This is a genomic window from Pseudomonas sp. UME65 (genome assembly GCF_014170225.1).
Classification (GTDB): Bacteria; Pseudomonadota; Gammaproteobacteria; order Pseudomonadales; family Pseudomonadaceae; genus Aquipseudomonas; species Aquipseudomonas protegens.
Window position 1 is genome coordinate 188,731 of the sequence record NZ_LZZQ01000010.1, and the last position, 24,178, is coordinate 212,908.

The 24,178-nt window shown below is 60.7% G+C and carries 29 protein-coding genes and 1 pseudogene; 27 read left to right on the forward strand and 3 right to left on the reverse strand.

The features are described from left to right. Nucleotides 1-54 precede the first annotated feature (54 nt). From A9971_RS08560 to recX, 23 genes and pseudogenes are all read left to right on the forward strand, one after another. On the forward strand, nt 55-1,206 hold the full coding sequence (locus tag A9971_RS08560; RefSeq protein WP_183001395.1) for a glycosyl hydrolase family 18 protein: 1,152 nt from the start codon (nt 55-57) through the stop codon (nt 1,204-1,206). A 52-nt stretch (nt 1,207-1,258) separates the two neighbouring features. Further along, nucleotides 1,259-1,840, forward strand: a complete 582-nt coding sequence (locus A9971_RS08565; RefSeq protein ID WP_183001396.1) for a hypothetical protein — start codon at nt 1,259-1,261, stop codon at nt 1,838-1,840. After that, complete coding sequence (locus tag A9971_RS08570; protein WP_011059562.1) at nt 1,837-2,019, forward strand: DUF2635 domain-containing protein; 183 nt, start codon at nt 1,837-1,839, stop codon at nt 2,017-2,019. Before A9971_RS08565 ends, A9971_RS08570 begins: the two co-directional genes overlap by 4 nt. Further along, nucleotides 2,019-3,515 (forward strand): phage tail sheath subtilisin-like domain-containing protein, encoded by a 1,497-nt coding sequence (locus tag A9971_RS08575; RefSeq protein ID WP_183001397.1) that lies wholly within the window; start codon nt 2,019-2,021, stop codon nt 3,513-3,515. The genes A9971_RS08570 and A9971_RS08575 overlap by 1 nt, the downstream gene beginning before the upstream one ends. 66 nt (nt 3,516-3,581) lie before the next feature. Further along, nucleotides 3,582-3,929 carry a phage tail tube protein gene (locus tag A9971_RS08580; RefSeq protein WP_183001398.1) on the forward strand — a complete coding sequence of 116 codons (348 nt, stop codon included), beginning with the start codon at nt 3,582-3,584 and terminating at the stop codon, nt 3,927-3,929. Beyond that, nucleotides 3,926-4,222: a phage tail assembly protein gene (locus tag A9971_RS08585; protein ID WP_011059565.1), complete on the forward strand. Its 297-nt coding sequence runs from the start codon at nt 3,926-3,928 to the stop codon at nt 4,220-4,222. Before A9971_RS08580 ends, A9971_RS08585 begins: the two co-directional genes overlap by 4 nt. Before the next feature lie 130 nt (nt 4,223-4,352). Next, nucleotides 4,353-5,888 (forward strand): hypothetical protein, encoded by a 1,536-nt coding sequence (locus A9971_RS08590; protein ID WP_183001399.1) that lies wholly within the window; start codon nt 4,353-4,355, stop codon nt 5,886-5,888. Further along, nucleotides 5,878-7,122: a DNA circularization protein gene (locus A9971_RS08595; protein WP_183001400.1), complete on the forward strand. Its 1,245-nt coding sequence runs from the start codon at nt 5,878-5,880 to the stop codon at nt 7,120-7,122. The genes A9971_RS08590 and A9971_RS08595 overlap by 11 nt, the downstream gene beginning before the upstream one ends. Before the next feature lie 3 nt (nt 7,123-7,125). Then, nucleotides 7,126-8,166 (forward strand): phage baseplate assembly protein, encoded by a 1,041-nt coding sequence (locus A9971_RS08600; RefSeq protein WP_183001401.1) that lies wholly within the window; start codon nt 7,126-7,128, stop codon nt 8,164-8,166. A 109-nt stretch (nt 8,167-8,275) separates the two neighbouring features. After that, complete coding sequence (locus A9971_RS08605; RefSeq protein ID WP_011059569.1) at nt 8,276-8,782, forward strand: phage baseplate assembly protein V; 507 nt, start codon at nt 8,276-8,278, stop codon at nt 8,780-8,782. Between the two features lie 2 nt (nt 8,783-8,784). Continuing rightward, on the forward strand, nt 8,785-9,183 hold the full coding sequence (locus A9971_RS08610) for a phage GP46 family protein (RefSeq protein ID WP_077933431.1): 399 nt from the start codon (nt 8,785-8,787) through the stop codon (nt 9,181-9,183). Continuing rightward, nucleotides 9,173-10,213 carry a baseplate J/gp47 family protein gene (locus tag A9971_RS08615; protein WP_077933432.1) on the forward strand — a complete coding sequence of 347 codons (1,041 nt, stop codon included), beginning with the start codon at nt 9,173-9,175 and terminating at the stop codon, nt 10,211-10,213. The genes A9971_RS08610 and A9971_RS08615 overlap by 11 nt, the downstream gene beginning before the upstream one ends. After that, on the forward strand, nt 10,201-10,800 hold the full coding sequence (locus A9971_RS08620; protein WP_125062664.1) for a YmfQ family protein: 600 nt from the start codon (nt 10,201-10,203) through the stop codon (nt 10,798-10,800). The genes A9971_RS08615 and A9971_RS08620 overlap by 13 nt, the downstream gene beginning before the upstream one ends. Nucleotides 10,801-10,815: 15 nt before the next feature. Beyond that, nucleotides 10,816-11,671, forward strand: a pseudogene (locus A9971_RS08625) (phage tail protein); the annotation flags it as partial. 271 nt (nt 11,672-11,942) lie between these two features. Continuing rightward, complete coding sequence (locus tag A9971_RS08630; protein WP_183001403.1) at nt 11,943-12,323, forward strand: phage tail assembly chaperone; 381 nt, start codon at nt 11,943-11,945, stop codon at nt 12,321-12,323. A gap of 97 nt (nt 12,324-12,420) precedes the next feature. Beyond that, nucleotides 12,421-14,046 (forward strand): phage tail protein, encoded by a 1,626-nt coding sequence (locus A9971_RS08635; protein ID WP_183001404.1) that lies wholly within the window; start codon nt 12,421-12,423, stop codon nt 14,044-14,046. Further along, a complete protein-coding gene (locus tag A9971_RS32865) occupies nt 14,043-14,408 on the forward strand; it encodes a phage tail assembly chaperone (protein WP_259652358.1) in 366 nt (121 codons plus the stop codon). The genes A9971_RS08635 and A9971_RS32865 overlap by 4 nt, the downstream gene beginning before the upstream one ends. Before the next feature lie 50 nt (nt 14,409-14,458). Beyond that, nucleotides 14,459-15,022, forward strand: coding sequence for a glycoside hydrolase family 19 protein (locus A9971_RS08645; protein WP_183001405.1), 564 nt, complete (start codon nt 14,459-14,461; stop codon nt 15,020-15,022). Nucleotides 15,023-15,130: 108 nt separating this feature from the next. After that, a complete protein-coding gene (locus tag A9971_RS08650; RefSeq protein WP_183001406.1) occupies nt 15,131-15,646 on the forward strand; it encodes a hypothetical protein in 516 nt (171 codons plus the stop codon). 268 nt (nt 15,647-15,914) lie between these two features. After that, nucleotides 15,915-16,556 (forward strand): hypothetical protein, encoded by a 642-nt coding sequence (locus A9971_RS08655; protein WP_041116265.1) that lies wholly within the window; start codon nt 15,915-15,917, stop codon nt 16,554-16,556. Between the two features lie 169 nt (nt 16,557-16,725). Continuing rightward, entirely contained in the window at nt 16,726-17,226 is a 501-nt protein-coding gene (locus A9971_RS08660) for a CinA family protein (protein WP_011059578.1), read from the forward strand. A gap of 83 nt (nt 17,227-17,309) precedes the next feature. After that, nucleotides 17,310-18,362 carry a recombinase RecA gene (gene recA / locus A9971_RS08665; RefSeq protein ID WP_011059579.1) on the forward strand — a complete coding sequence of 351 codons (1,053 nt, stop codon included), beginning with the start codon at nt 17,310-17,312 and terminating at the stop codon, nt 18,360-18,362. Nucleotides 18,363-18,370: 8 nt separating this feature from the next. Then, on the forward strand, nt 18,371-18,838 hold the full coding sequence (recX, locus tag A9971_RS08670; protein ID WP_019093478.1) for a recombination regulator RecX: 468 nt from the start codon (nt 18,371-18,373) through the stop codon (nt 18,836-18,838). Nucleotides 18,839-18,878: 40 nt separating this feature from the next. Here the strand turns inward: recX and A9971_RS08675 are convergent, their stop codons facing one another. Beyond that, nucleotides 18,879-19,997, reverse strand: a complete 1,119-nt coding sequence (locus A9971_RS08675; protein WP_183001407.1) for an LOG family protein — start codon at nt 19,995-19,997, stop codon at nt 18,879-18,881. A 442-nt stretch (nt 19,998-20,439) separates the two neighbouring features. Between A9971_RS08675 and A9971_RS08680 the strand changes: the two genes are divergently transcribed. Next, nucleotides 20,440-20,634: a hypothetical protein gene (locus A9971_RS08680; RefSeq protein ID WP_011059582.1), complete on the forward strand. Its 195-nt coding sequence runs from the start codon at nt 20,440-20,442 to the stop codon at nt 20,632-20,634. Here A9971_RS08680 and A9971_RS08685 read toward each other — a convergent pair whose 3' ends face one another. Then, the gene (locus A9971_RS08685) at nt 20,635-21,060 is read right to left on the reverse strand and encodes a quorum-sensing-regulated virulence factor family protein (protein WP_011059583.1); all 426 of its coding nucleotides are present in this window, start codon (nt 21,058-21,060) and stop codon (nt 20,635-20,637) included. A gap of 191 nt (nt 21,061-21,251) precedes the next feature. Here A9971_RS08685 and A9971_RS08690 point away from each other — a divergent pair, with 191 nt between their 5' ends. Further along, complete coding sequence (locus A9971_RS08690) at nt 21,252-21,962, forward strand: tRNA-uridine aminocarboxypropyltransferase (RefSeq protein WP_011059584.1); 711 nt, start codon at nt 21,252-21,254, stop codon at nt 21,960-21,962. Here the strand turns inward: A9971_RS08690 and A9971_RS08695 are convergent. Continuing rightward, on the reverse strand, nt 21,946-22,851 hold the full coding sequence (locus A9971_RS08695) for a DMT family transporter (RefSeq protein WP_011059585.1): 906 nt from the start codon (nt 22,849-22,851) through the stop codon (nt 21,946-21,948). The two genes, A9971_RS08690 and A9971_RS08695, sit on opposite strands and share 17 nt — an antisense overlap. Nucleotides 22,852-23,089: 238 nt before the next feature. Here A9971_RS08695 and erdR point away from each other — a divergent pair, with 238 nt between their 5' ends. Both erdR and A9971_RS08705 read left to right on the forward strand, forming a co-directional pair. Next, entirely contained in the window at nt 23,090-23,740 is a 651-nt protein-coding gene (gene erdR, locus A9971_RS08700; RefSeq protein ID WP_011059586.1) for a response regulator transcription factor ErdR, read from the forward strand. A 75-nt stretch (nt 23,741-23,815) separates the two neighbouring features. After that, nucleotides 23,816-24,178, forward strand: coding sequence for a diacylglycerol kinase (locus A9971_RS08705; RefSeq protein ID WP_065364477.1), 363 nt, complete (start codon nt 23,816-23,818; stop codon nt 24,176-24,178).

Genomic DNA, 24,178 nt, shown 5'->3' on the forward strand with positions numbered 1-24,178 from the left:
CCGATCCAGCATTCACTCCCTTTCAACCCACGCGGAAAACCCGCAGGAGTATTCATGAATCCAGGCATCAGCAGCCCGGCCTCGAAGCGAGGCATCCGGCATTTTTTTCAGGGATTGATCGCGGGCTGCACCCTGTTGCTGGCAACCGCAGCCCATGCCGAGCCCTTTGTTCTGGCCTACACCGACGGTCAGGTCGAAGCGTCCTACAGCAATCTGCAAGCGTTCTACCGCAACCTATCTGCCGTCGGTCTGGGCAGTACTTACGGGCTGACGGTCACCGGCCAGTTACATCAGGAGGGGATGAACGAAACCACCGAAAACATCATCCGCTTCGCCCAATCCAAGTCCCTGCCGCTGTATCCGACCGTCTCCGACTACAACGAAGGCATTGGTGATTTCGACCCGGCCATTTCCCACTCCATCGTCAACGACAAGACCTTGAGTGCCGGCAGCATCAAGCAACTGGTGACGCTGGCCAAGGACGGCGGTTTTGCCGGTATCAACCTGGACTTCGAAAAGGTCGAACCGAGGAATGCCAAGGCCTTTTCCGCCTATGTCAAAGCCCTGGGCAACGCCCTGCATGCCAGCAACAAGAAGCTGATCATCAGCATCCCGCCCAAATCCAGCGACCGCGAGCCCGAGTACCTCCAAGGCTACGACTACAAGGCCCTGGGCGCGGCCGTGGATTACTTCCAGGTCATGACCTATGACCAGGTCGGGCCCGGCTGGAGCAGTGGAGGTTTCCACGATGAAGTCTGGCCCGGCCCCGAGTCGGGCGTCGACTGGCAGCAGGCGCTGCTCAGCTACGCCGTGTCGCGAGTCGCGCCGAGCAAGGTCCTGGCGGGGCTTCCGGCTTACGGTCAGGACTACAGCATTGGCAATCGGGTGCACTGGTCGGCTTACCAGGAAGTGATTACCGAGCATCGCGCCGCTACCCATCTGGACGCCGCTTCGGCCACGCCTTACGCCACCTGGGGGCCGGTGCAGAGCTTCGCCGATGGTGTGGAATGGACCCAGGAGCGGGCACAACCGGTGCTCTGGTACGACGATGCCAAGAGCATCAGGACCAAGGCTGCGTTGGTCGCCAAGCTGGGGCTGGGCGGTACCAGTATCTGGGCCATGGGCTATGAAAATGCCGAGTTCTGGACGGCGGTTCAGGCTGGTCTCAAAGGCGGTCAGGCGTTGCTGCCTGCCGGGCTGGAGTGACCCTGGCCGGTGTCCATCGAGCTTGCATGCACCGAAAACCAGGAGCCTCTCTATGAAACTCACCGCTGTTCTCACTCAGTTGCAAACCCGGTGTCCCAGCCTTGCTGAGCGCATCATTGTTGGCGTCAACCTCGACACCCTGAGCAGCACTTCGCCCGCTGTTCCCGCCGCCTACGTCGCTCCGCTGAACGATCTGGCCACCGCCAATACGGCCCAGAACGCCCACCGCCAGATCATCCGCGACCGCTTCGAAGTCGCCTTGCTCCTCGACGCCAGCAACCCACAACAAGCCCTCGACCAACTCCACGACCTACGCGCCGAACTCTGGCGTGCCCTGGTCGGTTTCAAGCCCGGCACCGAGTACAACCCGATCCAATACGACGGCGGTGAACTGGTGTCGTTCGACGCCACCCGCCTGCTCTACCGCCTGCGCTTCTTCGCCGAGTTCCAGCTGGGGCGCAATCTGCCCGGCCAGCCGGCGGAAACCTGGCATGAGCGTGAACTCGACGGCTTGCCGTCCTTGACCGGGGTCACGGTGCGGGTCGATGCCATCGATCCGGCGGACCCCAATCTGCAACGCCCAGGGCCCGACGGGCGCCTGGAGCTGACTTTTTCAGGAGAGCTGAAGCAATGAGCAAACGCATCACCGTGCTGCCGGTTGCCGGCCGCGCCGTACCGGACCCGGAAGCAGGCGATCTGCTGCCCGCTTCCGGCCGTGAAGTGTCGGACAGCGCCTGGTGGCGCCGGCGTCTGGCCGATGGCGATATCACTAGCAAAGCCGTGAAAGCGGCGAAATCTCAAGGAGCCAAATAATGGCGATCGGTTTCAGCAATATCCCGGCGGACATCCGTGTGCCGCTGTTCTACGCCGAGATGGACAATTCGGCGGCCAATAGCGCGTCCTCGGCCATGCGTCGTCTGATCGTCGCCCAGGTCAACGACAACCAGGCCGGCGACGATCTCGGCAAACTGGTGCTGGTGTCCAGCGTGGCCCTGGCCAAGAGCATCGGCGGCCAGGGCTCGATGCTCGCTTCGATGTACGAAACCTGGCGCAAGACCGACCCGGTGGGCGAGATCTGGTGCCTGCCGCTGCACAGCACCGAGGGCAGCGTGGCCAAAGCCGAGCTGAAGATCAGCGGTAGCGCCAGCGCCGCCGGCCTGCTCAATCTGTACGTCGGTGGGGTGCGGGTGCAAGCCTCCATCGTCAGCGGCGCCAGTGCCGCACAAGCGGCCAGCGCCCTGGCCTTGAAGGTCAACGCTGCAGTAGATCTGCCGGTGACCGCCACCGCGGCCGAGGGCACTGTGACCCTGAACGCCAAGTGGACCGGCGACAGCGGCAATGACATCAGCCTGCAACTCAATCGCCTGGGCAAGAGCAATGGCGAAGAGACCCCGGCGGGCCTGACCCTGGTGCTGGGCAAGATGGCCGGTGGCACCGGTGCGCCGGATCAGGTCGCGGCGCTGGCCGCCCTGGGCGACGAGCCGTTCGAGTTCATCTGCATGCCCTGGACCGATACCGCCAGCTTGAATGCCTGGCAAGCGGTGATGGACGACAACACCGGCCGCTGGTCCTGGGCCAAGCAGCTGTTCGGCCATGTCTACAGCGCCAAGCGCGGCACCGTCGGCACCCTGGTGGCGGCCGGCCAGGCACGCAACGACCAGCACATCACCATCCAGGCCCTGGAAGGCGGCGTGCCGCAACCGGTGTGGGTCCAGGCCGCCGCCCTGGCGGCGCGGACTTCGGTGTTCATCTCCGCCGATGCCAGCCGCCCGACCCAGAGCGGCAGCCTGCCGGGCGTCGACCCGGCGCCGGCCAGCGAGCGCTTCACCCTCACCGAGCGCCAGTCGCTGCTGAGCTACGGCATCGCCACCGCCTACTACGAAGGCGGCTACATGCGTATTCAGCGGGCGATCACCACCTACCAGAAGAACGCCTACGGCCAGGCCGACAACTCCTACCTGGACAGCGAAACCATGCACCAGTCGGCGTTCATCGTGCGCCGCCTGCAAAGCGTGATCACCAGCAAATACGGGCGCCACAAGCTGGCTGCCGACGGCACTCGTTTCGGCGCCGGCCAGCCGATCGTTACCCCGAGCACCATTCGCGGTGAGCTGATTGCCCAGTACGCCAAGCTGGAGCTGGAGGGCCATGTGGAGAGCGCCGAGCTGTTCGCCGAGCACCTGATCGTCGAACGCGATGTGCAGGACCCGAGCCGGGTCAACGTGCTGTTTCCGCCGGACTACATCAACGGCCTGCGAGTGTTCGCGCTGCTCAACCAATTCCGCCTGCAGTGCGACGCGGCGGCCTGAGCCGGACCTGCATCGCTGCGCTTTTTCAGCCCGCCTTGAGCGGGCTTATTTTTTGGGAGAAACAACATGGGTCAACTGATAGCGGGCACCTGCTACGTCAAAGTGGACGGCGCTCAACTGACCATCAGCGGCGGCTGCGAAGCACCACTGATGGCCGTCAAGCGGGAAACCGTGGTTCCGGGCTTCTACAAGGAAACCGACCTCACGCCGTCGTTCAAAGTCACCGCGCTGCACACCCCGGACTTTCCGCTCAAGCAACTGATCGAAGGCTCCGACATGACCGTCACCTGCGAGTTCGCCAACGGCAAGGTCTACGTACTGGCCGGTGCCTACCTGGTGGACGAGCCTATTGCCAAGGGCGACGACGCCAGCATCGAGCTGAACTTCGAAGGGCAGAAGGGGACCTGGCAATGAGCAACACGGTGAAGCTGCAGGTGCCCATCGAGGCCCACGGCGAGCCCCTGGCCGAACTCAGCCTGCGCCGCCCGACGGTGCAGGAAGTACGGGCGATCAAGGCGCTGCCGTACAAGATCGACAAGAGCGAAGAAGTCAGCCTCGACATGGACGTCGCGGCCAAATACATCGCGGTCTGCGCCGGCATTCCACCGTCCTCGGTGAACCAGCTCGACCTGGTGGACCTCAACGCCTTGAGCTGGGCGGTGGCGAGTTTTTTCATGAGTGCGGCATCGCAGCCATCGCCGACCTGATCGCTGTCGCCTATGACCTGGCCTGGTTCTGGAAGGTCGACCCCGAACAGATGATGGCCAGGCCACTGGATGTGCTCCGCGAATCCCTGGAGCACGCGCAACGGATCAATGCGATGCAGCAGGTGCAGTGATGGCGTATCGAAAAAGAAACAAGACCAAGGGCCGGCGGCCCAAGCAGACAAGACAGGCCAAACCGGCAGCACCTGTGCAGCAGGTCAAAGCCGAAACTGAGGTGGTCAAGCCTGCTGTGGCCGAGAGCGCAAGCAAGGCCGTCGACCCGGAGCTCACCGGCATTCGCCAAGTGGTGGGCAAGTTCAGGAAAAGCCTGGAAGAAAGTGGCCTAGGAAATCTCGATCTTTCAGGATTGTTTTCTGGGCAGGGCCTATTGACCCCCTTTGTTGCGGGCATGCAGTCGGCGATCAAGGCGCAGAACATCCAGGCTGTAACGGCCGCCGCAGTCAGGGGGGAGGTAAGTCCGGAGAACGAGCTGGGCAATACCGCGCAAAACCTCAAGCACTTTGATGAGGCAGTGGAAAGAATCACCCTCAATGTGGGGGTTGCACTGTTGCCGGCCATCAACAGCATTGTCACGGGGCTTCAGCCCGTACTGACATCGGTCGGTCAATTTGTCGCTGATAACCCCGGGTTGGTGGAAGGGCTCGCGGCCGCCGCAATCGCTTTTACGGTGGCAGCTTCGGCGGCCACGGTCTTTGCTGCACTGTCCTCGCCTATAGGTTTGGCGATGCTGGCGATTGCTGCGGTAGCCGGTGTGGTGGTGGCCAATTGGAAGCCGGTTTCGCGGTTTTTCATCCAGCTGTGGGGGAAGATTTCACCCACGATCATGTCCATGGTCGGTCTTTTCAAGGAGGTGTTCGCCTGGACGCCCATTGGGCAATTGATTGCCAACTGGGGGCCGGTTAGCGCTTATCTGAGCGCCCTCTGGCAAGACTTTAGCGCCGGTACCGGGCGGGTGTACCAGGCGTTGAATCTGCTCTTCAACATGAGCGGGTTTGGGTTGTTGATCAGAAACCTGGAGCCCATCAGAGAGGCTGTCCAGGTGATTTTTCGCAGCCTGCGAGAGGTTTTCGAGTGGAGCCCGCTTGGATTGATAAGCAGTAACTGGCAACCCGTGGTAGGCCTGTTTGCAGCGATCTGGGATCTGATCTGGGCGTTGTCGATCACGGCAAAGAACAACGTTGCCAGTCTGTTCAGTTGGTCACCCGGTGAGGGGATGAGAAAGGACCTCGACGGTTTGATCCAGTGGTTCTCTTCGTTTCGTGAGCGGCTGGAAAAGGTCCTGGAGCCAATCCGCGAAAAGCTCCGAGCGACCTTTGGCAATTTGCTTGTCAGTGTCACCGGGAGCATCAATTCGCTGACCGAGAGTGTGGTGGAGCACAACAACTCGGCAAACCGGGGTGAGGACTCGCTGACCGATACACCTTCTCCGCTGCTAACCCCGGGCAATTTGCCGCAAAGCTCCAGTTCGCTGCTGCAACAGGCTGCGGCCAACAATCGCACTCGGCTTGAAGGCGGGCTGCTGCTGCGCTTTGAGAACGCACCTCCCGGCCTGCGCGCCGAACAGGCCACGACCAATCAACCGGGTTTGAACATCGCTTCGACCCTGGGCTATCGCTCACTTTCCCTAGGAGGTTCCCATGGCGGATAACTGGCGTGATCGTTTGTTGCCCGCATCCTTTCGCGGCGTGCCCTTCTGGGTCGACCAGGCGAAAACCCCGGTGGGGCAAAAAGGCCAGTTGCATGAGTACCCGCAGCGCGACCAGCCGTTTTTCGAGGGCCTTGGCCAGCAGGCGAAAGTCCATGACCTGACGGCCTTCATCGTCGGCGCCGATTGCCTGGAGCAGCGCGACAGGCTGCTCAAGGCCCTGGAGGAGGGCAGCGGCGAGCTGGTGCATCCGTGGCTTGGACGGATGCAGGTCAAGGTCGGCGAGTGCGAGATGACCCAGAGCCGCCAGGATGGTGGCCTGGTGACCTTCAGCCTGAAGTTCTACCCGGACCAGCCGCTGCGCTTTCCTTCGGCGGTGGTCAACACCCAGCAGCAGGTGCTGGTGGCCAGCGATACCTTGCTGGGCTCGGCGGTGCTGCGGTTCGAGTTCGCCACCAACCTGATCAAGCAGGCGCGGATCGGCGTGGATTCGCTGCGCAAGGGATTGACCGAGGTGTACGCGGTCATCGAACACGAGTTCAAGCCGCTGATCGAGTTCTATGGCGACCTCAACACCCTGGTCAAGGCGGTCAAGGAAATACCCAAGGAGCTGAGCACGGAGTTCAAGGGGTTGCTGGAGGATGTACGCGGGCTCAAGGATTTTGCCCGCACCGGCTATCGGCAGATGCTCGCCGATATTTCCCAGCAGGTGGAGGCGGCCAGGCGCATCGATGCGCCCAAGCTGACCACCGGCAAGGACACCACCGCGGCGGCCGAGGCGGTAGCGAACCTGGTCCAGGATGCGTTGCTGGTGCAGATCGCCCGGTTGGTGTCGGCCTTGCCGGTGGCCACCCCGGTGGTCAAGCTCAAGAGCACGCCGCCCCTGGCGCAGCAGGCCAGCCAGCCGGTGCAGCGCCTGGAGGTGCCGGTGGCCGACGATGTACTGGCCCTGCGTGACCAGCTCAACGAAGTGATCTGGCAAGCCGCGCTCAAGGCCGACCCGATGCATTACCAGGCGCTCAACACCCTGCGCCAGCAATTGCAGGGCCACCTCAATGTAGTGGCTTCGTCCGGGGTACGGCTGGTCAGCCTCAGCCCCAAAAGCAGCATGCCGGCGCTGGTCCTGGCTTATGAGCGGTTTGCCGATGCGACGCGTGTCGGTGAAGTGGTACAGCGCAACCGGGTGGCCCATCCGGGCTTCCTGCCGCCGGCCGATCTGCAGATTGCGCGGGAGTGACCCATGGACGAACTGGCAAATATCGTCACCCTGACGGTGGACGGGCTGGACTACAGCGGCTGGAAAAGCGTGGAGATCACGGCGGATCTGGAGCGCCAGTTCCGCACCTTCAGCCTTAACATCACCTGGCAATGGCCGGGGCAGGATGGGCAGGTGCGGATCCGCCCGGGCGCTCGCTGCCAGGTGCGCATCGGCTGCGACCTGGTGCTCACCGGGCATGTCTACAAGGCGCCGGTCAGTTATGACGGCAGGCAGATCAGCCTGAGCATCCAGGGCAGCTCCCTGACCCAGGATCTGGTGGATTGCGCGGCCATCAACCGGCCGAGCCAGTGGCGCCAGCAGGATGTGCTGAGCATCGTCCGCGCCCTGGCCGGCTCTTACGGGGTGGGGGTGCGCAGCGAGATTGCACCCACCAGCAAGTTGCACACCCACAGCATTGTGCCGGGGGAGACGGTGTTTGCCTCCATCGACCGCTTGTTGACCTTGTACCGGGTGTTCTCCACCGATGACGCCGACGGCTACCTGCTGCTGGCGGCACCGGGCAGCGGCGGGCTCGCCAGCGATGCCCTGGAGCTGGGCAAGAACATTCTTTCGGCCAATGCAGCGATGGATTTTTCCGCGTTGTTTTCCGAGTACCGGGTGATCGGCCAGCACAAGGGCAGCGACCAGAGCAGCGGTGTTGCGGTCTGCGAGGTGTCCGGCCAGGCCAGCGATGCCCGGGCTTCGCGCAAACGGGTGACGGTGATCAACGAGGCGGCGCAACTGAGTGCGGAACTGGCTCAGCAGCGGGCTGACTGGGAGTGCGGCACCCGCACCGGCAAGGCGCTGACCACCACCTATCAGGTGCAGGGCTGGCGCCAGAGCAATGGTGATTTGTGGCGACACAACACGTTGGTGCGGGTCATCGACCCGGTGCTGGGTTTCGACCAGGACATGCTGATCTCCAAGGTCACCTGGTCGCTGTCCGACCAGGGCTCCATCACCACCTTGCAGGTGGCGCCGCCGCAGACCTTCGATGCCAACCCGACACCCGAAAAAAACTGAAACCTGCGCCCAACCGCAGGAGCCGGCTGGCCGGCGAAGGCACCCGGCACGAAACCGCGCAATCCCTGTTCGCCGGCAAGCCGGCTCTTCTCCCCCCAAGGAACCCAGCATGAGCCTACTGACACGCCTGTTGGCGCGGGGCACCGTGGTGCTCGCCCATTCGGCCAACAAATTGCAATCGCTGCAAATGCGCCTCACCGCCGGCGAGGTCAACGACGACATGGAGCATTTCGAGCCTTACGGTTTTACCAGCAACCCCCTGGCCGGCGCCGAGGGCATCGCCACCTTCCTCGGCGGCGATCGCTCCCATGGAGTGGTGCTGGTGGTGGCCGACCGGCGCTATCGCCTCAAGGCCCTGGCCGCCGGTGAAGTGGCGATCTACACCGACGAGGGCGACAAGATTCACTTCAAGCGCGGGCGGGTCATCGACATCGACACCGCCACCTTGAATATCCGCGCCAGCAGCGGCGTCATCATCGACAGCCCGACCCTGAGCATGAGCGGCAAGATCGTCTCCCAGGGCGATCAGGTCGCCGCCGGCATCAGCCAGATCAACCACGTCCACAGCGGCGTGCAACCCGGCCCGGGGCAGACCGGCGCGCCGGTGGGAGGTTAAGCATGTTCGCCACTTATGACCTGAAGAACGCCCTGACCCGGGCTGTGGAAATCAGCCTGTTCACCTGGCGCCGCGCCGCCGATGACGACGCCCTGGATGACGACCAGCGCTACGGCTGGTGGGGCGACAGTTTTCCCAGCGTGGCCGACGACCGTATCGGCTCGCGGCTGTGGCTGTTGCGCCGGGTCAAGCTGAGCCGGCAGACCCAGCTCGATGCCGAGTTCTATGCCCGCGAGGCCCTGCAGTGGCTGATCGACGATGGTCATTGCAACGCTGTCGAGATCCTCAGCGAACGCCTCGATGCCCAGCGCCTGAACCTGCGCACGGTGCTGATCCTGGCCGACGGCGAACGTCTGGACCTCAACCCCATTCACAGTTGGCAGGTGACCTATGCCGTTTGAAACCCCTTCGCTGCCGGTGCTGATTCAGCGCACCCAAAGCGACCTGGCCAGCGATTCGCTGCGCCAGTCCGATGCCCAAGTGCTGGCCCGCACCCTGAGCGGCGCCGCCTTTGGCCTGTATGGCTACCTGGATTGGATCGCCGAGCAGATCCTTCCGGACAAGGCCGATGAGTCGACCCTGGAGCGCATCGCCGCGCTGCGCCTGAACCAGCCGCGCAAGACCGCCCAGGCGGCCAGTGGCAGCGTCAGTTTCACCGCGGCAGCCGGTGCCGTGCTGGATCTCGGCATCCTGTTGCAAAGCAGCGACGGTCGCAGCTACACAGTGACCGCCGCGCGCACCACCAGCGCAGGCCTCAACAGCACCACGATCCAGGCCGTCGACGGCGGTACCCTGGGCAATGCCGATGCCGGCCTGGAGCTGACCGCGGTGCAGCCGGTGCAGGGCATCAGCAACTCGTTCACCGTCCTGGCCCCGGGCCTGAGCGGTGGCGTGGCCCGGGAAAGCCTCGAATCCCTGCGCTCGCGGGTGATCCGTTCCTATCGGATCATTCCCCATGGCGGCTCGGCGGACGACTACGAAACCTGGGCCATGGAGTGCCCGGGCATCACCCGTGCCTGGTGCCGGCGCAATTACCTGGGGCCGGGCACCGTGGGCTTGTTCGTCATGCGTGACGACGACCTGCAGCCGATTCCCAACGCCGAGCAACTGGCGCAGGTCCAGGCCTATATCGAGCCGCTGCGCCCGGTCACCGCCGAGGTGCATGTGCTGGCCCCGGTGATGCTGCCGGTGACCTACACGTTGCGCCTGACCCCCGACACCAGCGCGGTGCGCGCCGCCGTCGAGAGCCAGTTGCGCGACCTACACAGCCGCGAGGCCGGCCTGGGCCAGACCCTGTTGCTCAGCCATATCCGCGAAGCCATCAGCAGCGCCACCGGCGAGCAGGATCACCAACTGTTGGCGCCCTTGGCCGATGTGCCGGCGGCGAATAATCAGTTGCTGGTATTCGGAGGTTGCCAATGGCTGCAATAAGAAGCGCCACCCAGTACCAGGGCCAGCTGCGCAGCCTGCTACCCAGCGGCCCGGCCTGGGACCCGGAACGGGTGCCGGAGCTTGAACGGGTGTTGCAGGGCATCTCCCAGGAGCTGGCGCGCATCGACGCCCGGGCCGTGGACCTGCAAAACGAAATGGACCCGGCCAGCGTCAGCGAACTGGTGACGGATTGGGAAAAGGTCATGGACCTGCCCGACCCCTGCCTGGGCCTGACCCCGCTGTTCGAAGACCGGCGCCTGGCCGTGCGCCGGCGTCTGTTGGCAGTGGGCAGCCAGCGCGCCGCCTACTTCGTCGAAATCGCCCGCAGCCAGGGCTATCCCAATGCCAGCGTCACTGAGCTGAGTACCCCGCGCATGGGCCGCTCACGCTTTGGTCACGCGCATTTCGGCACCTGGCGGGCGAACTTCATGTGGACCCTCAATACCGGCGGCCGCCTGCAACTGGGCCGGCGCTTCGGCGCCAGCTATTGGGGCGAACGTTTTGGCATGAACCCGGGCAGCGCCCTGGAGTGCCTTATCCATCGCAGTACACCGGCGCATACACAGGTGTACATCAACTATGACTAGAGAAGACAAGAACAAGTGGATTATCCGAAAAGTGTTCCCAGCGTAGGGCTGGTGAACGGGAAGTTTGTCGAGGAGAACCCGGTGACCGGGCAAGTCGGCTCACTGATTTCCTCTGAGTGGGGAAACGCGGTTACCGACGAATTGCTCAACGTGATTCGTGCGGGAGGGGAAGAGCCGGCCGAGGCCGAGCATGACCAGTTGCTGGCGGCGATCAAGGCGATCGTGCGTGGTTCGATACCGCCGGAGAAGATTCGCACCACCCTGGCCGAGTACGGGATCACCGATGCCTATACCAAGTCGGTGACCTATACCAAGGCGGAGATCGAGGCGCTGCTGAAGAACATGTCGGCGTTGCCGGTGGGGGCGATGGTGCCGTTTCCCAAGGGTACGGTGCCGGCCGGATTCCTGGAGGTGGACGGGAGCGTGCAGAGTACCAGGACTTATCCAGACCTGGCGGCGTATCTCGGGAACACCTTCAATAAGGGCGATGAGGGAGTTGGAAGTTTCCGGCTGCCTGAGTCTCGTGGTGAATTTTTTCGAGGTTGGGACCATGGGCGAGGTATCGACGCAGGACGGGTGCTTGGCGTCTATCAGGACGATGCATTACAGAACATTTTAGGTAATGTGGGCGGGGTGCGTAACGATAGTGCTCCGACTGCCCCAAACGGGGCCTTTTATGCAACCGCCGATGCTGGTGGTTTTCAGGGCGCCGGTGGGCGGTTTTCCGTTGTCAATTTTGATGCATCGAGAGTTGTTAGAACTGCGACAGAAACCCGGCCGCGCAACCTGGCTGTTATGTGGTGCATCAAGGCCTGGAATGCCCCGATCAATCAGGGAAACATCGACATCGCAAGCTTGGCCGCAAACGTTGCGGCACTTGAGGCCAGGCCACGTGGCCTGGGCGATGGCCAAGTTTGGCAGAACCTTACAACGAGCCGCGTATCTGGAACTGTCTACACCAACACGACGGGGCGGCCCATTCAGGTACATGTGGCGATCACGACCGGCAGTATTTACGCCAAGGTAGGTCCTGTGGACGTATCTTTTTCGGCCTATCACGCAGCATTCGTAGTACCTGCTGGAGCCACTTATACAGTCACACTCAGCAATCCTGTTAATTTGTGTTGGTCGGAGTTGCGCGCATGAAGTACTTCCAGAACCCCGAAACTAACGAAGTCCATGCCTATGATGACGATGCCCCTGGCCACTTCATTCCGAGCAGCTTGTTGCCAATGGCCGAAACGCGGGTGCAAGCCTATATCGCCAGTGCGACAACTGCCTTGCCTGCCAAAGAAGATATTGAGCGTGGCTGGCGTGATAGCGAACTGACTTCGCTGATGTGGCTGCGTGAGCGGCATCGTGACCAGCTCGACATTCAAGCACCGACAAGCATTGATGGGGAGCAATTCAAGGAGCTGCTGGTGTATATGCAAGCCCTGCGCGACTGGCCGCAATCGATGGATTTCCCCGATGCCTATCTGCGTCCGCTAGCGCCCCCCTGGATTGCCAAACAAGTTCAATAAACGCCCCGCCTCGCCGGGGCGTTTTCTTTTCCAGTTTCTAACTATGTTCACATCGAACTGTGTCGGCGTGGATGAATGACAACGAGAGGACAGACGAGTGGATTATCCAAAGAGTGTGCCAAGTGTTGGGTTGGTTAATGGGAAGTTTGTCGACGAGAACCCGGTCACGGGGCAAGTGGGTTCACTGATTTCTTCCGATTGGGGTAATGCAGTGACCGATGAATTGCTCAACGTGATTCGTGCGGGAGGGGAAGAGCCGGCCGAGGCCGAGCATGACCAGTTGCTGGCGGCGATCAAGGCGATCGTGCGTGATTCGATCCCACCGGAGAAGATCCGCACCACCCTGGCCGATTACGGGATCACCGATGCCTATACCAAGTCGGTGACCTATACCAAGGCGGAGATCGAGGCGCTGTTGAAGAACATGTCGGCCTTGCCGGTGGGGGCGATGGTGCCGTTTCCCAAGGGCACGGTGCCGGCCGGATTCCTGGAGGTGGATGGCAGTGTGCAGAGTGCTGCGACCTATCCGGATCTGGCGGCTTACCTGGGGACTGCGTTCAATACCGGAGGCGAGGGTGCGGGGAATTTCCGGTTGCCTGAGACGCGGGGTGAGTTCCTGCGGGGCTGGGATCATGGACGTGGGGTGGATGTTGGGCGGAATCTGAGTGGTTATCAGCTTGATCAGATGCAAGGCCATGTTCACGAGTATCTGTATAAATCGAACCGGTCGGGCGACTCAGCAATTTTTCCTGAGGGGTACGCTGTATCTGCGGCTGGCTCAGGGGCCAACCTTGCGACGTCGGTGCCTGCTGATGCAGTAAATATAAAGTTCATCGGGAAGCCACTCGTCGATGGTACTAACGGGGCACCGCGTACAGGCTCAGAAACCCGTCCCCGAAATTTGGCTGTCATGTGGTGCATCAAAGCCTGGAGTGCACCAGTCAATCAGGGAAGCATTGATGTGGCTGAACTGGCCTTGGAGGTCCAGAAGCAAAAGCCGATAGCGATTATCGGCGGGCATAGGAACTTGAAGGTTTCGGCTTCGGGCCTGAGTGCGCAAGTGAATGTATCAGCCGATCAGTTGATTGTCGGCACCGGTCAACTGGTGCATTCGCTGAGCGGGATTAACTTTAGCTTTAGTGGCCAGGCAGTGGGGGAAAACGGGATAGACGTGGGCGAAATGGCTCCTTCGACCTGGTACAGCGTTTGGGTGATTTGGGGCGGGAGCGCGCCAGCTGGTTTGTTATCGCTGAATGCAACATCTCCCAAGTTGCCGCCCGGCTATACACATAAAGCACGAGTCAGCTGGATTAAAACAGATGCGACGGCCAACAACTATCCGCTGAACTTTATACAAAGTGGTAAGCGTTGCAGTTACAGAGTAACTCCCGGCAGCAATGTACCAGGCAATATTGTTATATCGGCGGGCGTGCAGGGGCACATCAGCACTCCGATCTATGTCCCGATTCCTGTCGCGCCATTTGTGCCCCCTACAGCTGTCACGATACATATGGCGATGACAGGCACCAACAGCACGCAAATGGTTGCGCCCAATGATAGTTATGGCGGCTACACGAACCTTGCTAATCAACCATTGGTGTTTTATGCATCATCCCAACACCTTGCGCAGTACCAGTTACAGCTGGAAGGTCCGAACATCTATCGTGCCGCCCAGTACGCTGGAGATCGTTTGACGTGTTTGGGATGGGAGGACAGTTTATGAGTTTTGCAGTTCGTAATGATGGACAGGGCTGGCGACCAGTTTCGGGTCCTGAGAATGTAGGTGCTGATGAATGGTATTGCGTCGGTATTCCCCCTGATCCGGTTCCGCTACCTCTCACTGAAGAAGAGCTGGCGGCCAGTGAGCGTTCCTATCGGGACAAAGAACTGGCGAGGGGGGTGTGGCTGCGCGATCGTCATCGTGATCAACTGGAAATCGTAATGGTCACAACGCTTTCTGCCGAACAATTCACACAGTTACTGGTGTACATGCAGGCTCTACGCGAGTGGCCGCAATCGCCGCACTTCCCCGACTCTCAGTACCGCCCTGTCGCGCCATCCTGGGTTACTGAACAAACTGAATAAACGCCCCGTACCGCCGGGGCGTTTTCTTATCCGACCTGCAAACACTGACCATGCCAATAACCGAAGAACAACTGCTGCAAATCATGCCTAACGCCCGCCGCCAAGCGGGCGTTTTTGTTTCTCCACTCAACACCGCCATGGCCAAGCGGCAGATCGATACGCCGAAGCGCCAGGCGGCCTTTCTGGCTCAGATCGGACACGAATCCGGGCAGCTGCAATACGTACGCGAATTGGGCAGTGATCAATACCTGAGCAAGTACGACACGGGCTCTCTCGCCGCGCGCCTGGGCAATACCCCCGAGGCGGATGGCGACGGCCAGCGGTATCGCGGGCGCGGGCTGATCCAGATCACCGGGCGCAGCAACTATCGCCAGTGCAGCCTCGGGCTGTTTGGCGATGAGCGCCTGCTGGATTTGCCGGAGCTGCTGGAGCAAGCGCAATGGGCCGCCGAGTCGGCGGCCTGGTTCTGGGAGCGCGGTGGGCTCAATGCCCTGGCTGACCGCGATGAGTTCAACAGCATTACCCGGCGGATCAATGGGGGCCTGAATGGCTTGCAGGACCGCCTGCAACTCTGGGCCAGGGCGCGGGCGGTGCTGTGTTTGCCGGTGGTTTGAGGGCTGCCGTCTGAAGGTCCTGCGGACCTTTTCGCAGCCTGCGGCAGCGGCTACAGGTTTTTTTGGCAGGCTGGGTGATTCATTTCCTGCCCGCCTCAGGAGGGCTTGATGAATATCCGTGGCTGGCTGGCCATCGCTGTGGCGGCCGGGTTGCTTTATGCACTCGGCTACGTCAGCGGTGCCGGCAGTGAGCGCAGTAACAACCAACGCCTCGATGAGGCTCGTCTCAAACAATCCTTTGAACAAGGCCGGGCCCTGGGCACGGTCAGGGAAAAGGTGGTGGTCGAGTACGTCGACCGTATCGTCACGGTCTATCAGGCGGGCGCCACCATCACCAAGGAGGTTCCTGTCTATGTCTCGAAAGCGGCTGATAGAGCCTGTGTTGTGCCTGCTGGTTTTGTCCGGGTGCACGACGCCGGCGCCGCCAACCTGCCCGTGGCCGGAGGCCCCAGCGTCACTGATGGCGCCGCCTCGGGCCTTGCACTCTCTACCGTCGCCGCCAGCGTCGTCGACAACTACAGCGAATGCCACGCCAATGCCGAGCAATTGAAGGCGTTGCAGCGGTGGGTGCGCGAATCCCAGGCTGTGCTGCGCAGCTCTACGGGGATGTTGCTGCAGCCCTGAGAGCAGGTTGCCGATCCGCTCTCCGGCTCCACTGGAGCCGGCCGGTTGGGTTGCATCCAGGTGGAAGGGAGGAGTGACAAGGTGACGGCCAGTGATAGCCAGTAAAAGTGCTATCGCATCAGCGATGCAGGACATTGGCTTATGGCCTCGGGTACTTGGGGACTTATATGAAGTTCGCATTATTTGGCCGTTTCAGGATTGCCGAATGCGCACGGCTTTGTTTGAAAAATGAGCATGTACGCTCGGAATGAGAACTACTGGAGAAGTTATGCAGAATACTAAAAACATCTTGCTGATGAGCTTGTTTGCACTGATCGGGATTTCCCTCAATGTGAGTGCAGAGACGGCGATGTCGTGGAACCTGGCAAGGGATGTAATGCTGGCCAAGGAGAGCGTCGTGGCGAACTCGCCCTGGACATTCATGCAGAACACATCAGGGGTGAATAAGCCTGAAAACTATACGTTGCTACCTTTCTTCAAGGCGGACGACTGCACTGCTCAACCTGTGACCTGTTGGCAGGACCCGGTATCAGGGGCTCACGTATCGGTCCACTTCAAGACTTATACATTCACTGGAAACGGCAGTTTTGTTATCGCTCCGGGCAATGTGGCGTTTCACCCCGGGAAAAATAGCCAGACGGTTATCCGCTGGAGCAGCCCGGTCGTTGGTGAGGTAAATGTTCTCGGGCGTGTCAACAGCATTCACGACAGCTGTGGCGATGGGGTTGCCTGGTCCCTGAATTTGGATGACTCGGTTCTTCAGTCGGGTAGCTTGGCCAGAGGTACGGGAGCTGTTTTTTCGGTAAGCAAGGTGCCTGTCAGCAAGTTGTCGTCCATCTATTTTGTCCTGGACAAGAAGGCCAATTACTCTTGCGATACCAGCACCATCGACATGCTGATCACCAAGTGACGTGCCTCTATCAGTGGTTCTGGAGGCCGCGCGTGATTGTCGAAGCTGCGCAAGGGAGATAGACCGGTCCAAGAGTACTCAACTCTGATTCCGATCTAACAGCCTGTCACTTGCAAGCCACCTCGCCTGGTGTACGGTAAGCACACGCCAGCCCCATCAGGAGAGGATTGTGAAAGAAATCACCCAGCTTGCCGCTGAACTCGGCAGGCGTTTGCAGGTTCTGAATGCCCACGTCACCACCGCAGAGTCCTGCACCGGGGGAGGCATCGCCGAGGCGATCACGCGGATCCCTGGCAGTTCGGCCTGGTTCGAGGCCGGTTATGTCACCTATTCCAATCGCCAGAAGACCCTGCAATTGAATGTGCCGGCCGATTTGTTCAATTCGGTCGGCGCTGTCAGTCGTGAAGTGGTCGAGGCCATGGTCCGGGGGGCACAGGCCAGGAGTCATGCGCATTTTGCCGTGGCGGTCAGCGGTATCGCCGGGCCGGATGGCGGTTCTGCGCAGAAGCCTGTGGGCACTGTGTGGCTGGCCTGGGGGGCGGGAGAGACGCTGACCACCGAGTGCCGGCACTTTCCGGGAAATCGCGATGAGGTCCGCCGACAAACGGTGAAGGCCGCGCTAGAGGGGTTGCTGCAACATGCTGCGGCAGAAATCGCAAATCAGGGGTAGGCGATCCTCGAACGCTGTGGAATAATACTGGCTACTTATACAGGTGTTGGCCGTCAGGCCTTATTGATTACGTGAGGACTTTAATGGACGACAACAAGAAGAAAGCCTTGGCTGCGGCCCTGGGTCAGATCGAACGTCAATTCGGCAAGGGTGCCGTAATGCGTATGGGCGATCACGACCGTCAGGCGATCCCGGCCATTTCCACCGGCTCTCTGGGTCTGGACATTGCTCTGGGCATTGGCGGTCTGCCAAAAGGCCGTATCGTTGAAATCTACGGCCCTGAGTCGTCCGGTAAAACTACCCTGACTCTGTCGGTTATTGCCCAGGCGCAGAAAGCCGGTGCCACTTGTGCGTTCGTCGATGCCGAGCACGCACTGGATCCGGAGTACGCCGGCAAGCTGGGTGTGAATGTTGACGACCTGCTGGTTTCCCAGCCGGACACCGGCGAACAGGCCCTGGAAATCACCGACATGCTGGTGCGTTCCAACGCGGTTGACGTGATCATCGTCGACTCCGTGGCGGCCCTGGTGCCCAAGGCTGAAATCGAAGGTGAAATGGGCGACATGCACGTGGGCCTGCAAGCCCGCCTGATGTCCCAGGCGCTGCGTAAAATCACCGGTAACATCAAGAACGCCAACTGCCTGGTGATCTTCATCAACCAGATCCGCATGAAGATCGGCGTGATGTTCGGTAGCCCGGAAACCACCACCGGTGGTAACGCGCTGAAGTTCTACGCTTCGGTCCGTCTGGACATCCGCCGTACCGGCGCGGTGAAGGAAGGCGACGAAGTGGTGGGCAGCGAAACCCGGGTCAAGATCGTCAAGAACAAGGTGGCTCCGCCATTCCGTCAGGCCGAGTTCCAGATTCTTTACGGCAAGGGCATCTACCTCAACGGCGAGATCATCGATCTGGGCGTGCTGCATGGCTTCCTGGAGAAATCCGGTGCCTGGTACAGCTACCAGGGCAACAAGATCGGTCAGGGCAAGGCCAACTCGGCCAAGTTCCTGCAGGACAACCCGGAAATCGGCAACGCGCTGGAGAAGCAGATCCGTGAAAAACTGCTGACTGCATCGCCAGACGTCAAAGCCAACCCGGTCAAAGAGACCGAAGACGATATGGCCGACGCTGATATCTGATTGATCCAATGACCGCCGTACTCGATACCCTCGTCGCGGTGCGGCGAACCGCAATGGACCTGCTCGCAAGACGCGAGCACGGTCGTGTCGAGCTGACGCGTAAACTGCGTCAGCGCGGCGCCCCTCCTGAAATGATCGAAGCAGCCCTTGACCGTTTGACGGAAGAGGGCCTGCTGTCCGAATCCCGTTATCTCGAAAGCTTTGTTTCCTATCGTGCACGGTCCGGTTACGGGCCCATGCGTATTCGTGAGGAACTGGGCCAGCGCGGCTTGCAGCGCAGCGATATTGATCTTGCGCTGCGCGAGTGCGGTATCGATTGGCAGGAACAATTGCGTGACGTCTGGCAGCGCAAGTTTGCCGGGCGGTTTCCTGTAGATGCTCGAGAGCGTGCCAAGCAAGGGCGTTTCCTGAGTTATCGCGGGTATTCCATGGACATGATCAGCCGCTTGTTGAGTGGCCGAGGCATGGACGACTGACGCCGTACCCGCTGCATAACGCAGCGGGCTAGGGCTGGGGTCAGTTGGCTTTGCTGGTTTCTCGTGCCCGTTGCGTTGTTTGGGGCTGAGGCCTGGCCCAGTTTTCCGGCAGGTTGATGAAGTCGATCAGCTCGCGCAGGCGACCGTTGTCGCGAGCATTGAAGGCGAATGACAGCCGCGCCAGATGGCTGAACTGCACTTCGTCGTGTTCCTCCCCGCTGTAGGCATGCTGTTGAAACTGACCACTCAGGCACAGGTCGGCGAATGCTGTCTGCATCTGCTCCAGCGCCTGCTCATTGAGGTTGTAGTTCATGCGGATGACGAACTGCTGCTTGAGCCAGCGGCTGGAGTGGAAGTTGGCATAGAACTGCTGGATTTCCTGCACCGCTTCTTCAGTGCTGTGCACCAGGCGTACCAGCTTCATGTCACTGGGCAGAATGTAGCGATTGGCTTCCAGTTGGTTGTGGATGAAGTCCAGGGCGCCTTGCCAGAACTGTCCACCCGGCATGTCCAGCAGTACCACGGGTACCAGCGGGCTTTTGCCGGTCTGAATCAGGGTCAGTACTTCCAGGGCTTCATCAAGGGTGCCAAAGCCGCCTGGGCAAAGCACCAGTGCGTCGGCCTCCTTGACGAAGAACAGCTTGCGGGTGAAGAAAAAGTGGAACGACAGCAGGTTCTCCGTACCACCAACGGTGGGGTTGGCATGCTGCTCGAAAGGCAGGGTGATGTTGAACCCCAAGCTGTGCTCCAGGCCTGCACCATCGTGGGCGGCGGCCATGATGCCCCCGCCGGCCCCGGTAATGACCATCAGATCCGAGCGGGCCAGGGCCGCGCCCAGCTCTCGGGCCATGGCGTATAGCGGGTGTTCACTGGGGGTGCGTGCCGAGCCGAAGACCGTCACTTTGCGTCGGCCCTTGAACTGTTCCAGGACACGGAAGGCGTGCTCCAGTTCGCGCAGGGCCTGCAGGGTTATCTTGGCATTCCAGCGATTGAGGTCATCCTCGGCCATACGTAGGACGGTGAGCACGATGTCGCGGTAAAGAGGAAGATTCGGGCTGTTGGGGGCTATCTGGTTGAGTTGCGCTTCGACCTGGTTCGTCAGGTCGACGCCGTTGCTCTGAAAATGACGACTTAACAGGTCATTCGATTGGTAAGGCATTCAGCTTCTCCTTCTGCACAGAACCTTGCGCACGATCGAGATATTCGAATGTGCCACGACACTGCCTGTGTCGCTGCCTGCTCAGCCCAGCGAATGAGCGAATTTCCGGACCCGATCACAGCTGACAATCGCTGGGCAGTGTTGGGGTCATCCACAGAGGTCCTGCTTTCCTTTATTTGAGAACATTTGCACAGCAAGACGCACAAGGACGGCCTCCTCACCGTCCGCAAGCCGTTTCGGACATGGCTTGATCATGTGCTCATAAAGTCTTGGCTGGCAACCGCTTGTTCGCGGTTTTCCCCAGGCTGGCACCGCTGGTCAGGAGGGGCGGCAAGGGATGACGGCTCTGATTTACTAAGGTGCAGCGTCTGGCGCAGGAGCAGGGGCCGGAGAGAGGCAAGCGGGTTCTGGGCCATGCAGGCCCAGAGCAGGGAGGCAGAGGATGACCATTGTCACGCTGGAGATTGATCCGCAGTTGTATCAGCTGCTGCAAGCCGCCGCCGCTGACCATCAAATAAGCCTGGAGGATGAGTGCCGGCGCCGATTGGCAGCACAGGAGCGGCCATCGCGATACCTACAGGCCCTGGTCGCCGAACTGCGCGCCGATGATCAGCAGCGGCGCGCCGCTCGTTCGTGATTACTTTTTCTTGGGCGTGCTTTGCGCCGGGCAATCCGACTCCTGAAAGCGCGCCGACGCCACCGGGCGATTGGTGCGGTTTTCAGTGAACTCGTAACGCATGATGGCGCCTTTGGCCATCAGCTTGCGGTAGTTGGGGTTGCGGCAGACGCTTGCCCCAAGTTGCAGGTAGACCGCCTTGGGATTGGCGCGCATCTGCTCGGCATGGCCAGACTGCACGCTGAGGTGGTTGATCAGTTCCTTGCCTTCAACGGTATAGCCCTGGTCGAGAATGTTCTCGTTGATTTCCCGAGGAGTGCCGACGTTGCTTTCCGCAGCGACCTTCTCCAGCATTTTGCCCAGTTCGAATTCTTGCAGGGACGCAGCTTGGGCACCCAGGGGCAGGGCCAGCAGAAGGGCGACGGTAGGAATGGTAAAGCGCAACATGAAACTCTCCTGGTGCAGTGACTGATGCTTCGACCAGCCACTCGACTGTGCGTTCAGTGGCGACGAATTATAGGGGGAGAGGCCGCAGGGCGGTACAGGTTTGAACAGATAGCTCTGATAAACTTGTCCGACTTTTTACCCTCTTGAGTGTTTGTCGTGTTGATTCCTGTTTCTTGCTGGCATGTCCTGCGATGAGTCATGCGGTTTCCCGTCTACGTGATCTGCGGATGGCGCGCGTGGCCAAGCCCTTTTTCGCACGCGGCTCACGGGCTGAACGCTGCCCCCGCTGCCGAGTGATTCCCAGCCATTGCCTGTGTGCCTGGCGACCGAAAGTCGTTGCCCGGTCAGCCATGTGCCTGGTGATGCACGACGTCGAACCGCTCAAGCCGAGCAATACCGGTTGGCTGATTGCCGATGTGATCGGCGACACGACGGCGTTCAGCTGGTCGCGTACTGAGGTCGATCCGCAACTGCTGGCGTTGCTGGCCGACCCGCAGTGGCAGCCTTATATCGTGTTTCCGGGCGAGTTCGTCGCGCCCGAACGGGTGGTCAGCGAAGTCAGGCAGGAGGAGGGCAAGCGGCCGCTGTTCATTCTGCTGGACGCTACCTGGAGCGAGGCGCGCAAGATGTTCCGCAAGAGCCCTTACCTGGAGCACTTGCCGGTTCTCAGCCTGTCCCCGGAGAAGCTCTCGCGCTACAAGCTGCGTCGCTCCAAGCGTGATGATCACTTCTGTACCGCTGAAGTGGCGGCGTTATGCCTGGAACTGGCCGGCGATGAGCAGGTCAGCCAGGTACTGGATGCCTACCTCGATGTGTTCAGCACCCATTACCTGTCAGCGAAGTTCCAGAAGGCCATCGATCCGGATGACGATGTGCATGCCCGGCTCAAGCCCTTTGTGTAGTCGTGCTGGAATGAGGCTTTTGTGGCCATAGCTGGGCTACCAGCATGCCGCTGAGCATCAGCGCGCAGCCGAAGTAGCCGCGGGCCTGCAGCGACTCATCCAGCAACCAGGCCCCGGCAATGGCGGCAAATACCGCTTCCAGGGACAGAATGATTGCCGCGTGAGAGGCGATTGCGTCCTTTTGGGCAATCACCTGCAAGGTGTAGCCGATACCGACGGCCACCACCCCGCCATAGAGAATGGCCGGCCCGGCGCCGACAATCGCTTCCCAGCGAAGCGGTTCCAGGCACAACGCCAGGATCAGGCTGACCACCGCGCAGGTAGCAAATTGCAGGAACGCCAGGCGAATCGGGTCATGACGGCCGGCGAAAACTCCCACCAGAATCACGTGCCCACCCCAGACGAAGGCGCCAATCAACTGCAGCCAGTCTCCCGAGGCAACGTGGAAGCTGTCGCTGACGCTCAGCAGGAACATGCCCACCACCGCCAGCACGGCGCCGAGCCAGGTACCCAAGCCAGTCTTGTGGCCAATCAGCAGCCCCAGAAGCGGCACTACAATGACATAGAGCCCGGTGATGAAACCTGCATTGGTGACGGTGGTGAACATCAGCCCCACCTGTTGCAGATTGATGCCCAGGGCCAGGGCCAGCCCCATGAGTACGCCGCCCAGTAGCAGCCCACGATTGAGCAAGGGTTCGGGCTGACGATCCGTGGGTGTTTTACGCAGCACCAGCGGCAAGAGGCAGAGTGAGCCCAGGGCGAAGCGCAGGCCGGAATAAAGGAAGGGGCCGATATGATTCATACCGGAAGTTTGTGCGACAAACGCCGAGCCCCAGATCACCGCGGTAATCAGCATCAGGACATCGGCACGCAAGGCTTGGCTGCGCATGATGGCTCTCTTATTAGTTAGCCAGCTAAGATGCCGCAAAGCTTCACGCTTGACCACCCTGGCTTGGCTGGGCATGCTTGGCGCCGATTAGGGCGCCGGCGCTGTTTGAACCACTGTTTTGCTCAGGCTTTTCGCGGCGTTCGTGCTCTTTGGGTGCGGTATTCTGGCGTGCCTCCGTGTTGCTTTGGTGAGGGCTGAATGCATCAGTCCTGCCATGAAAAACAGGATCATTTGAAAAATGGCCACATACGAAATCCTGATTGCCGATGATCACCCGCTTTTTCGCAGTGCACTGCATCAAGCTGTCACCTTGGGCCTGGGCCCCGATGTGCGTCTGGTGGAAGTGGCAAGCATTGCCGAACTGGAAGTGCGACTCACCGAAAAATCCGACTGGGATCTGGTCCTGCTGGACCTGAACATGCCCGGTGCCTACGGTTTTTCCGGTCTGGTGCTGTTGCGCGGGCAGTACCCGCAAATTCCGGTGGTGATGGTTTCGGCGCAGGAAGAAGCCTCCGTCATGGTGCGCTCCCGAGAGTTCGGCGCCAGCGGTTTCATTCCCAAGTCCAGTTCCCTGGAAGTCATCCAGCAGGCCGTGCGCAGTGTGCTCGACGGTGATGTCTGGTGGCCGCCCCAGGCGTTTGAAGAGGTCAGTGTCTCAGCCGAAGCCAAGGCCGCCAGCGAAGGCCTGGCTAGCCTGACGCCCCAGCAGTTCCGGGTTCTGACCATGGTTTGCGAAGGGTTGCTGAACAAGCAGATTGCCTACGAACTGAGCGTGTCGGAAGCCACGATCAAGGCCCACGTGACGGCGATCTTCCGCAAGCTCGGGGTGCGTACCCGGACCCAGGCAGCGCTGCTCTTGCAACAACTTGAGTCAATTTCCAGCCATTAACCGGCTGTTTGTTCACGCTTTTTTGACTTTGGTTGAACTAGCTTCCCCACTTCTTTTTCTTCAGTTGCCCAGCTTATGTCGCCTTTCAAAGGTCAAACCGGTCTCAAACGTATCCTTAACGCCTCCGGCTATTCGTTCGATGGCTTGCGCGCGGCGTTCACTGGCGAGGCGGCATTCCGTCAGTTGGTGCTGCTCAATGTGATCCTGATTCCCCTGAGCTTCCTGCTCAATGTCAGCCGGGTCGAGCGTGCGCTGTTGATCGCCGTGTGCCTGCTGGCGCTGATCGTCGAGCTGCTCAATTCGGCGGTGGAGGCGGCCATCGACCGCATCTCCCTGGATCGTCATCCCTTGTCGAAAAACGCCAAGGACATGGGCAGCGCGGCGCAGTTTGTCGCTCTGAGCATGATCACCATCGTCTGGGCAGTGATCCTGATCTGA

What these genes read in the sequence shown, in the direction of transcription:
- A9971_RS08605 (WP_011059569.1), top strand. Translation starts at nt 8,276, where the DNA reads ATGAGCCTACTGACACGCCTGTTGGCGCGGGGCACCGTGGTGCTCGCC.
- A9971_RS08650 (WP_183001406.1), top strand. Translation starts at nt 15,131, where the DNA reads ATGAATATCCGTGGCTGGCTGGCCATCGCTGTGGCGGCCGGGTTGCTT.
- A9971_RS08565 (WP_183001396.1), top strand. Translation starts at nt 1,259, where the DNA reads ATGAAACTCACCGCTGTTCTCACTCAGTTGCAAACCCGGTGTCCCAGC.
- A9971_RS08590 (WP_183001399.1), top strand. Translation starts at nt 4,353, where the DNA reads ATGGCGTATCGAAAAAGAAACAAGACCAAGGGCCGGCGGCCCAAGCAG.
- erdR (WP_011059586.1), top strand. Translation starts at nt 23,090, where the DNA reads ATGGCCACATACGAAATCCTGATTGCCGATGATCACCCGCTTTTTCGC.
- A9971_RS08575 (WP_183001397.1), top strand. Translation starts at nt 2,019, where the DNA reads ATGGCGATCGGTTTCAGCAATATCCCGGCGGACATCCGTGTGCCGCTG.
- A9971_RS08600 (WP_183001401.1), top strand. Translation starts at nt 7,126, where the DNA reads ATGGACGAACTGGCAAATATCGTCACCCTGACGGTGGACGGGCTGGAC.
- A9971_RS08705 (WP_065364477.1), top strand. Translation starts at nt 23,816, where the DNA reads ATGTCGCCTTTCAAAGGTCAAACCGGTCTCAAACGTATCCTTAACGCC.
- A9971_RS08620 (WP_125062664.1), top strand. Translation starts at nt 10,201, where the DNA reads ATGGCTGCAATAAGAAGCGCCACCCAGTACCAGGGCCAGCTGCGCAGC.
- A9971_RS08675 (WP_183001407.1), bottom strand. Translation starts at nt 19,997, where the DNA reads ATGCCTTACCAATCGAATGACCTGTTAAGTCGTCATTTTCAGAGCAAC.
- A9971_RS08580 (WP_183001398.1), top strand. Translation starts at nt 3,582, where the DNA reads ATGGGTCAACTGATAGCGGGCACCTGCTACGTCAAAGTGGACGGCGCT.
- A9971_RS08685 (WP_011059583.1), bottom strand. Translation starts at nt 21,060, where the DNA reads ATGTTGCGCTTTACCATTCCTACCGTCGCCCTTCTGCTGGCCCTGCCC.
- A9971_RS08560 (WP_183001395.1), top strand. Translation starts at nt 55, where the DNA reads ATGAATCCAGGCATCAGCAGCCCGGCCTCGAAGCGAGGCATCCGGCAT.
- recA (WP_011059579.1), top strand. Translation starts at nt 17,310, where the DNA reads ATGGACGACAACAAGAAGAAAGCCTTGGCTGCGGCCCTGGGTCAGATC.
- A9971_RS32865 (WP_259652358.1), top strand. Translation starts at nt 14,043, where the DNA reads ATGAGTTTTGCAGTTCGTAATGATGGACAGGGCTGGCGACCAGTTTCG.
- A9971_RS08615 (WP_077933432.1), top strand. Translation starts at nt 9,173, where the DNA reads ATGCCGTTTGAAACCCCTTCGCTGCCGGTGCTGATTCAGCGCACCCAA.
- A9971_RS08570 (WP_011059562.1), top strand. Translation starts at nt 1,837, where the DNA reads ATGAGCAAACGCATCACCGTGCTGCCGGTTGCCGGCCGCGCCGTACCG.
- A9971_RS08645 (WP_183001405.1), top strand. Translation starts at nt 14,459, where the DNA reads ATGCCAATAACCGAAGAACAACTGCTGCAAATCATGCCTAACGCCCGC.
- A9971_RS08695 (WP_011059585.1), bottom strand. Translation starts at nt 22,851, where the DNA reads ATGCGCAGCCAAGCCTTGCGTGCCGATGTCCTGATGCTGATTACCGCG.
- A9971_RS08680 (WP_011059582.1), top strand. Translation starts at nt 20,440, where the DNA reads ATGACCATTGTCACGCTGGAGATTGATCCGCAGTTGTATCAGCTGCTG.
- A9971_RS08610 (WP_077933431.1), top strand. Translation starts at nt 8,785, where the DNA reads ATGTTCGCCACTTATGACCTGAAGAACGCCCTGACCCGGGCTGTGGAA.
- recX (WP_019093478.1), top strand. Translation starts at nt 18,371, where the DNA reads ATGACCGCCGTACTCGATACCCTCGTCGCGGTGCGGCGAACCGCAATG.
- A9971_RS08585 (WP_011059565.1), top strand. Translation starts at nt 3,926, where the DNA reads ATGAGCAACACGGTGAAGCTGCAGGTGCCCATCGAGGCCCACGGCGAG.
- A9971_RS08595 (WP_183001400.1), top strand. Translation starts at nt 5,878, where the DNA reads ATGGCGGATAACTGGCGTGATCGTTTGTTGCCCGCATCCTTTCGCGGC.
- A9971_RS08690 (WP_011059584.1), top strand. Translation starts at nt 21,252, where the DNA reads ATGAGTCATGCGGTTTCCCGTCTACGTGATCTGCGGATGGCGCGCGTG.
- A9971_RS08630 (WP_183001403.1), top strand. Translation starts at nt 11,943, where the DNA reads ATGAAGTACTTCCAGAACCCCGAAACTAACGAAGTCCATGCCTATGAT.
- A9971_RS08655 (WP_041116265.1), top strand. Translation starts at nt 15,915, where the DNA reads ATGCAGAATACTAAAAACATCTTGCTGATGAGCTTGTTTGCACTGATC.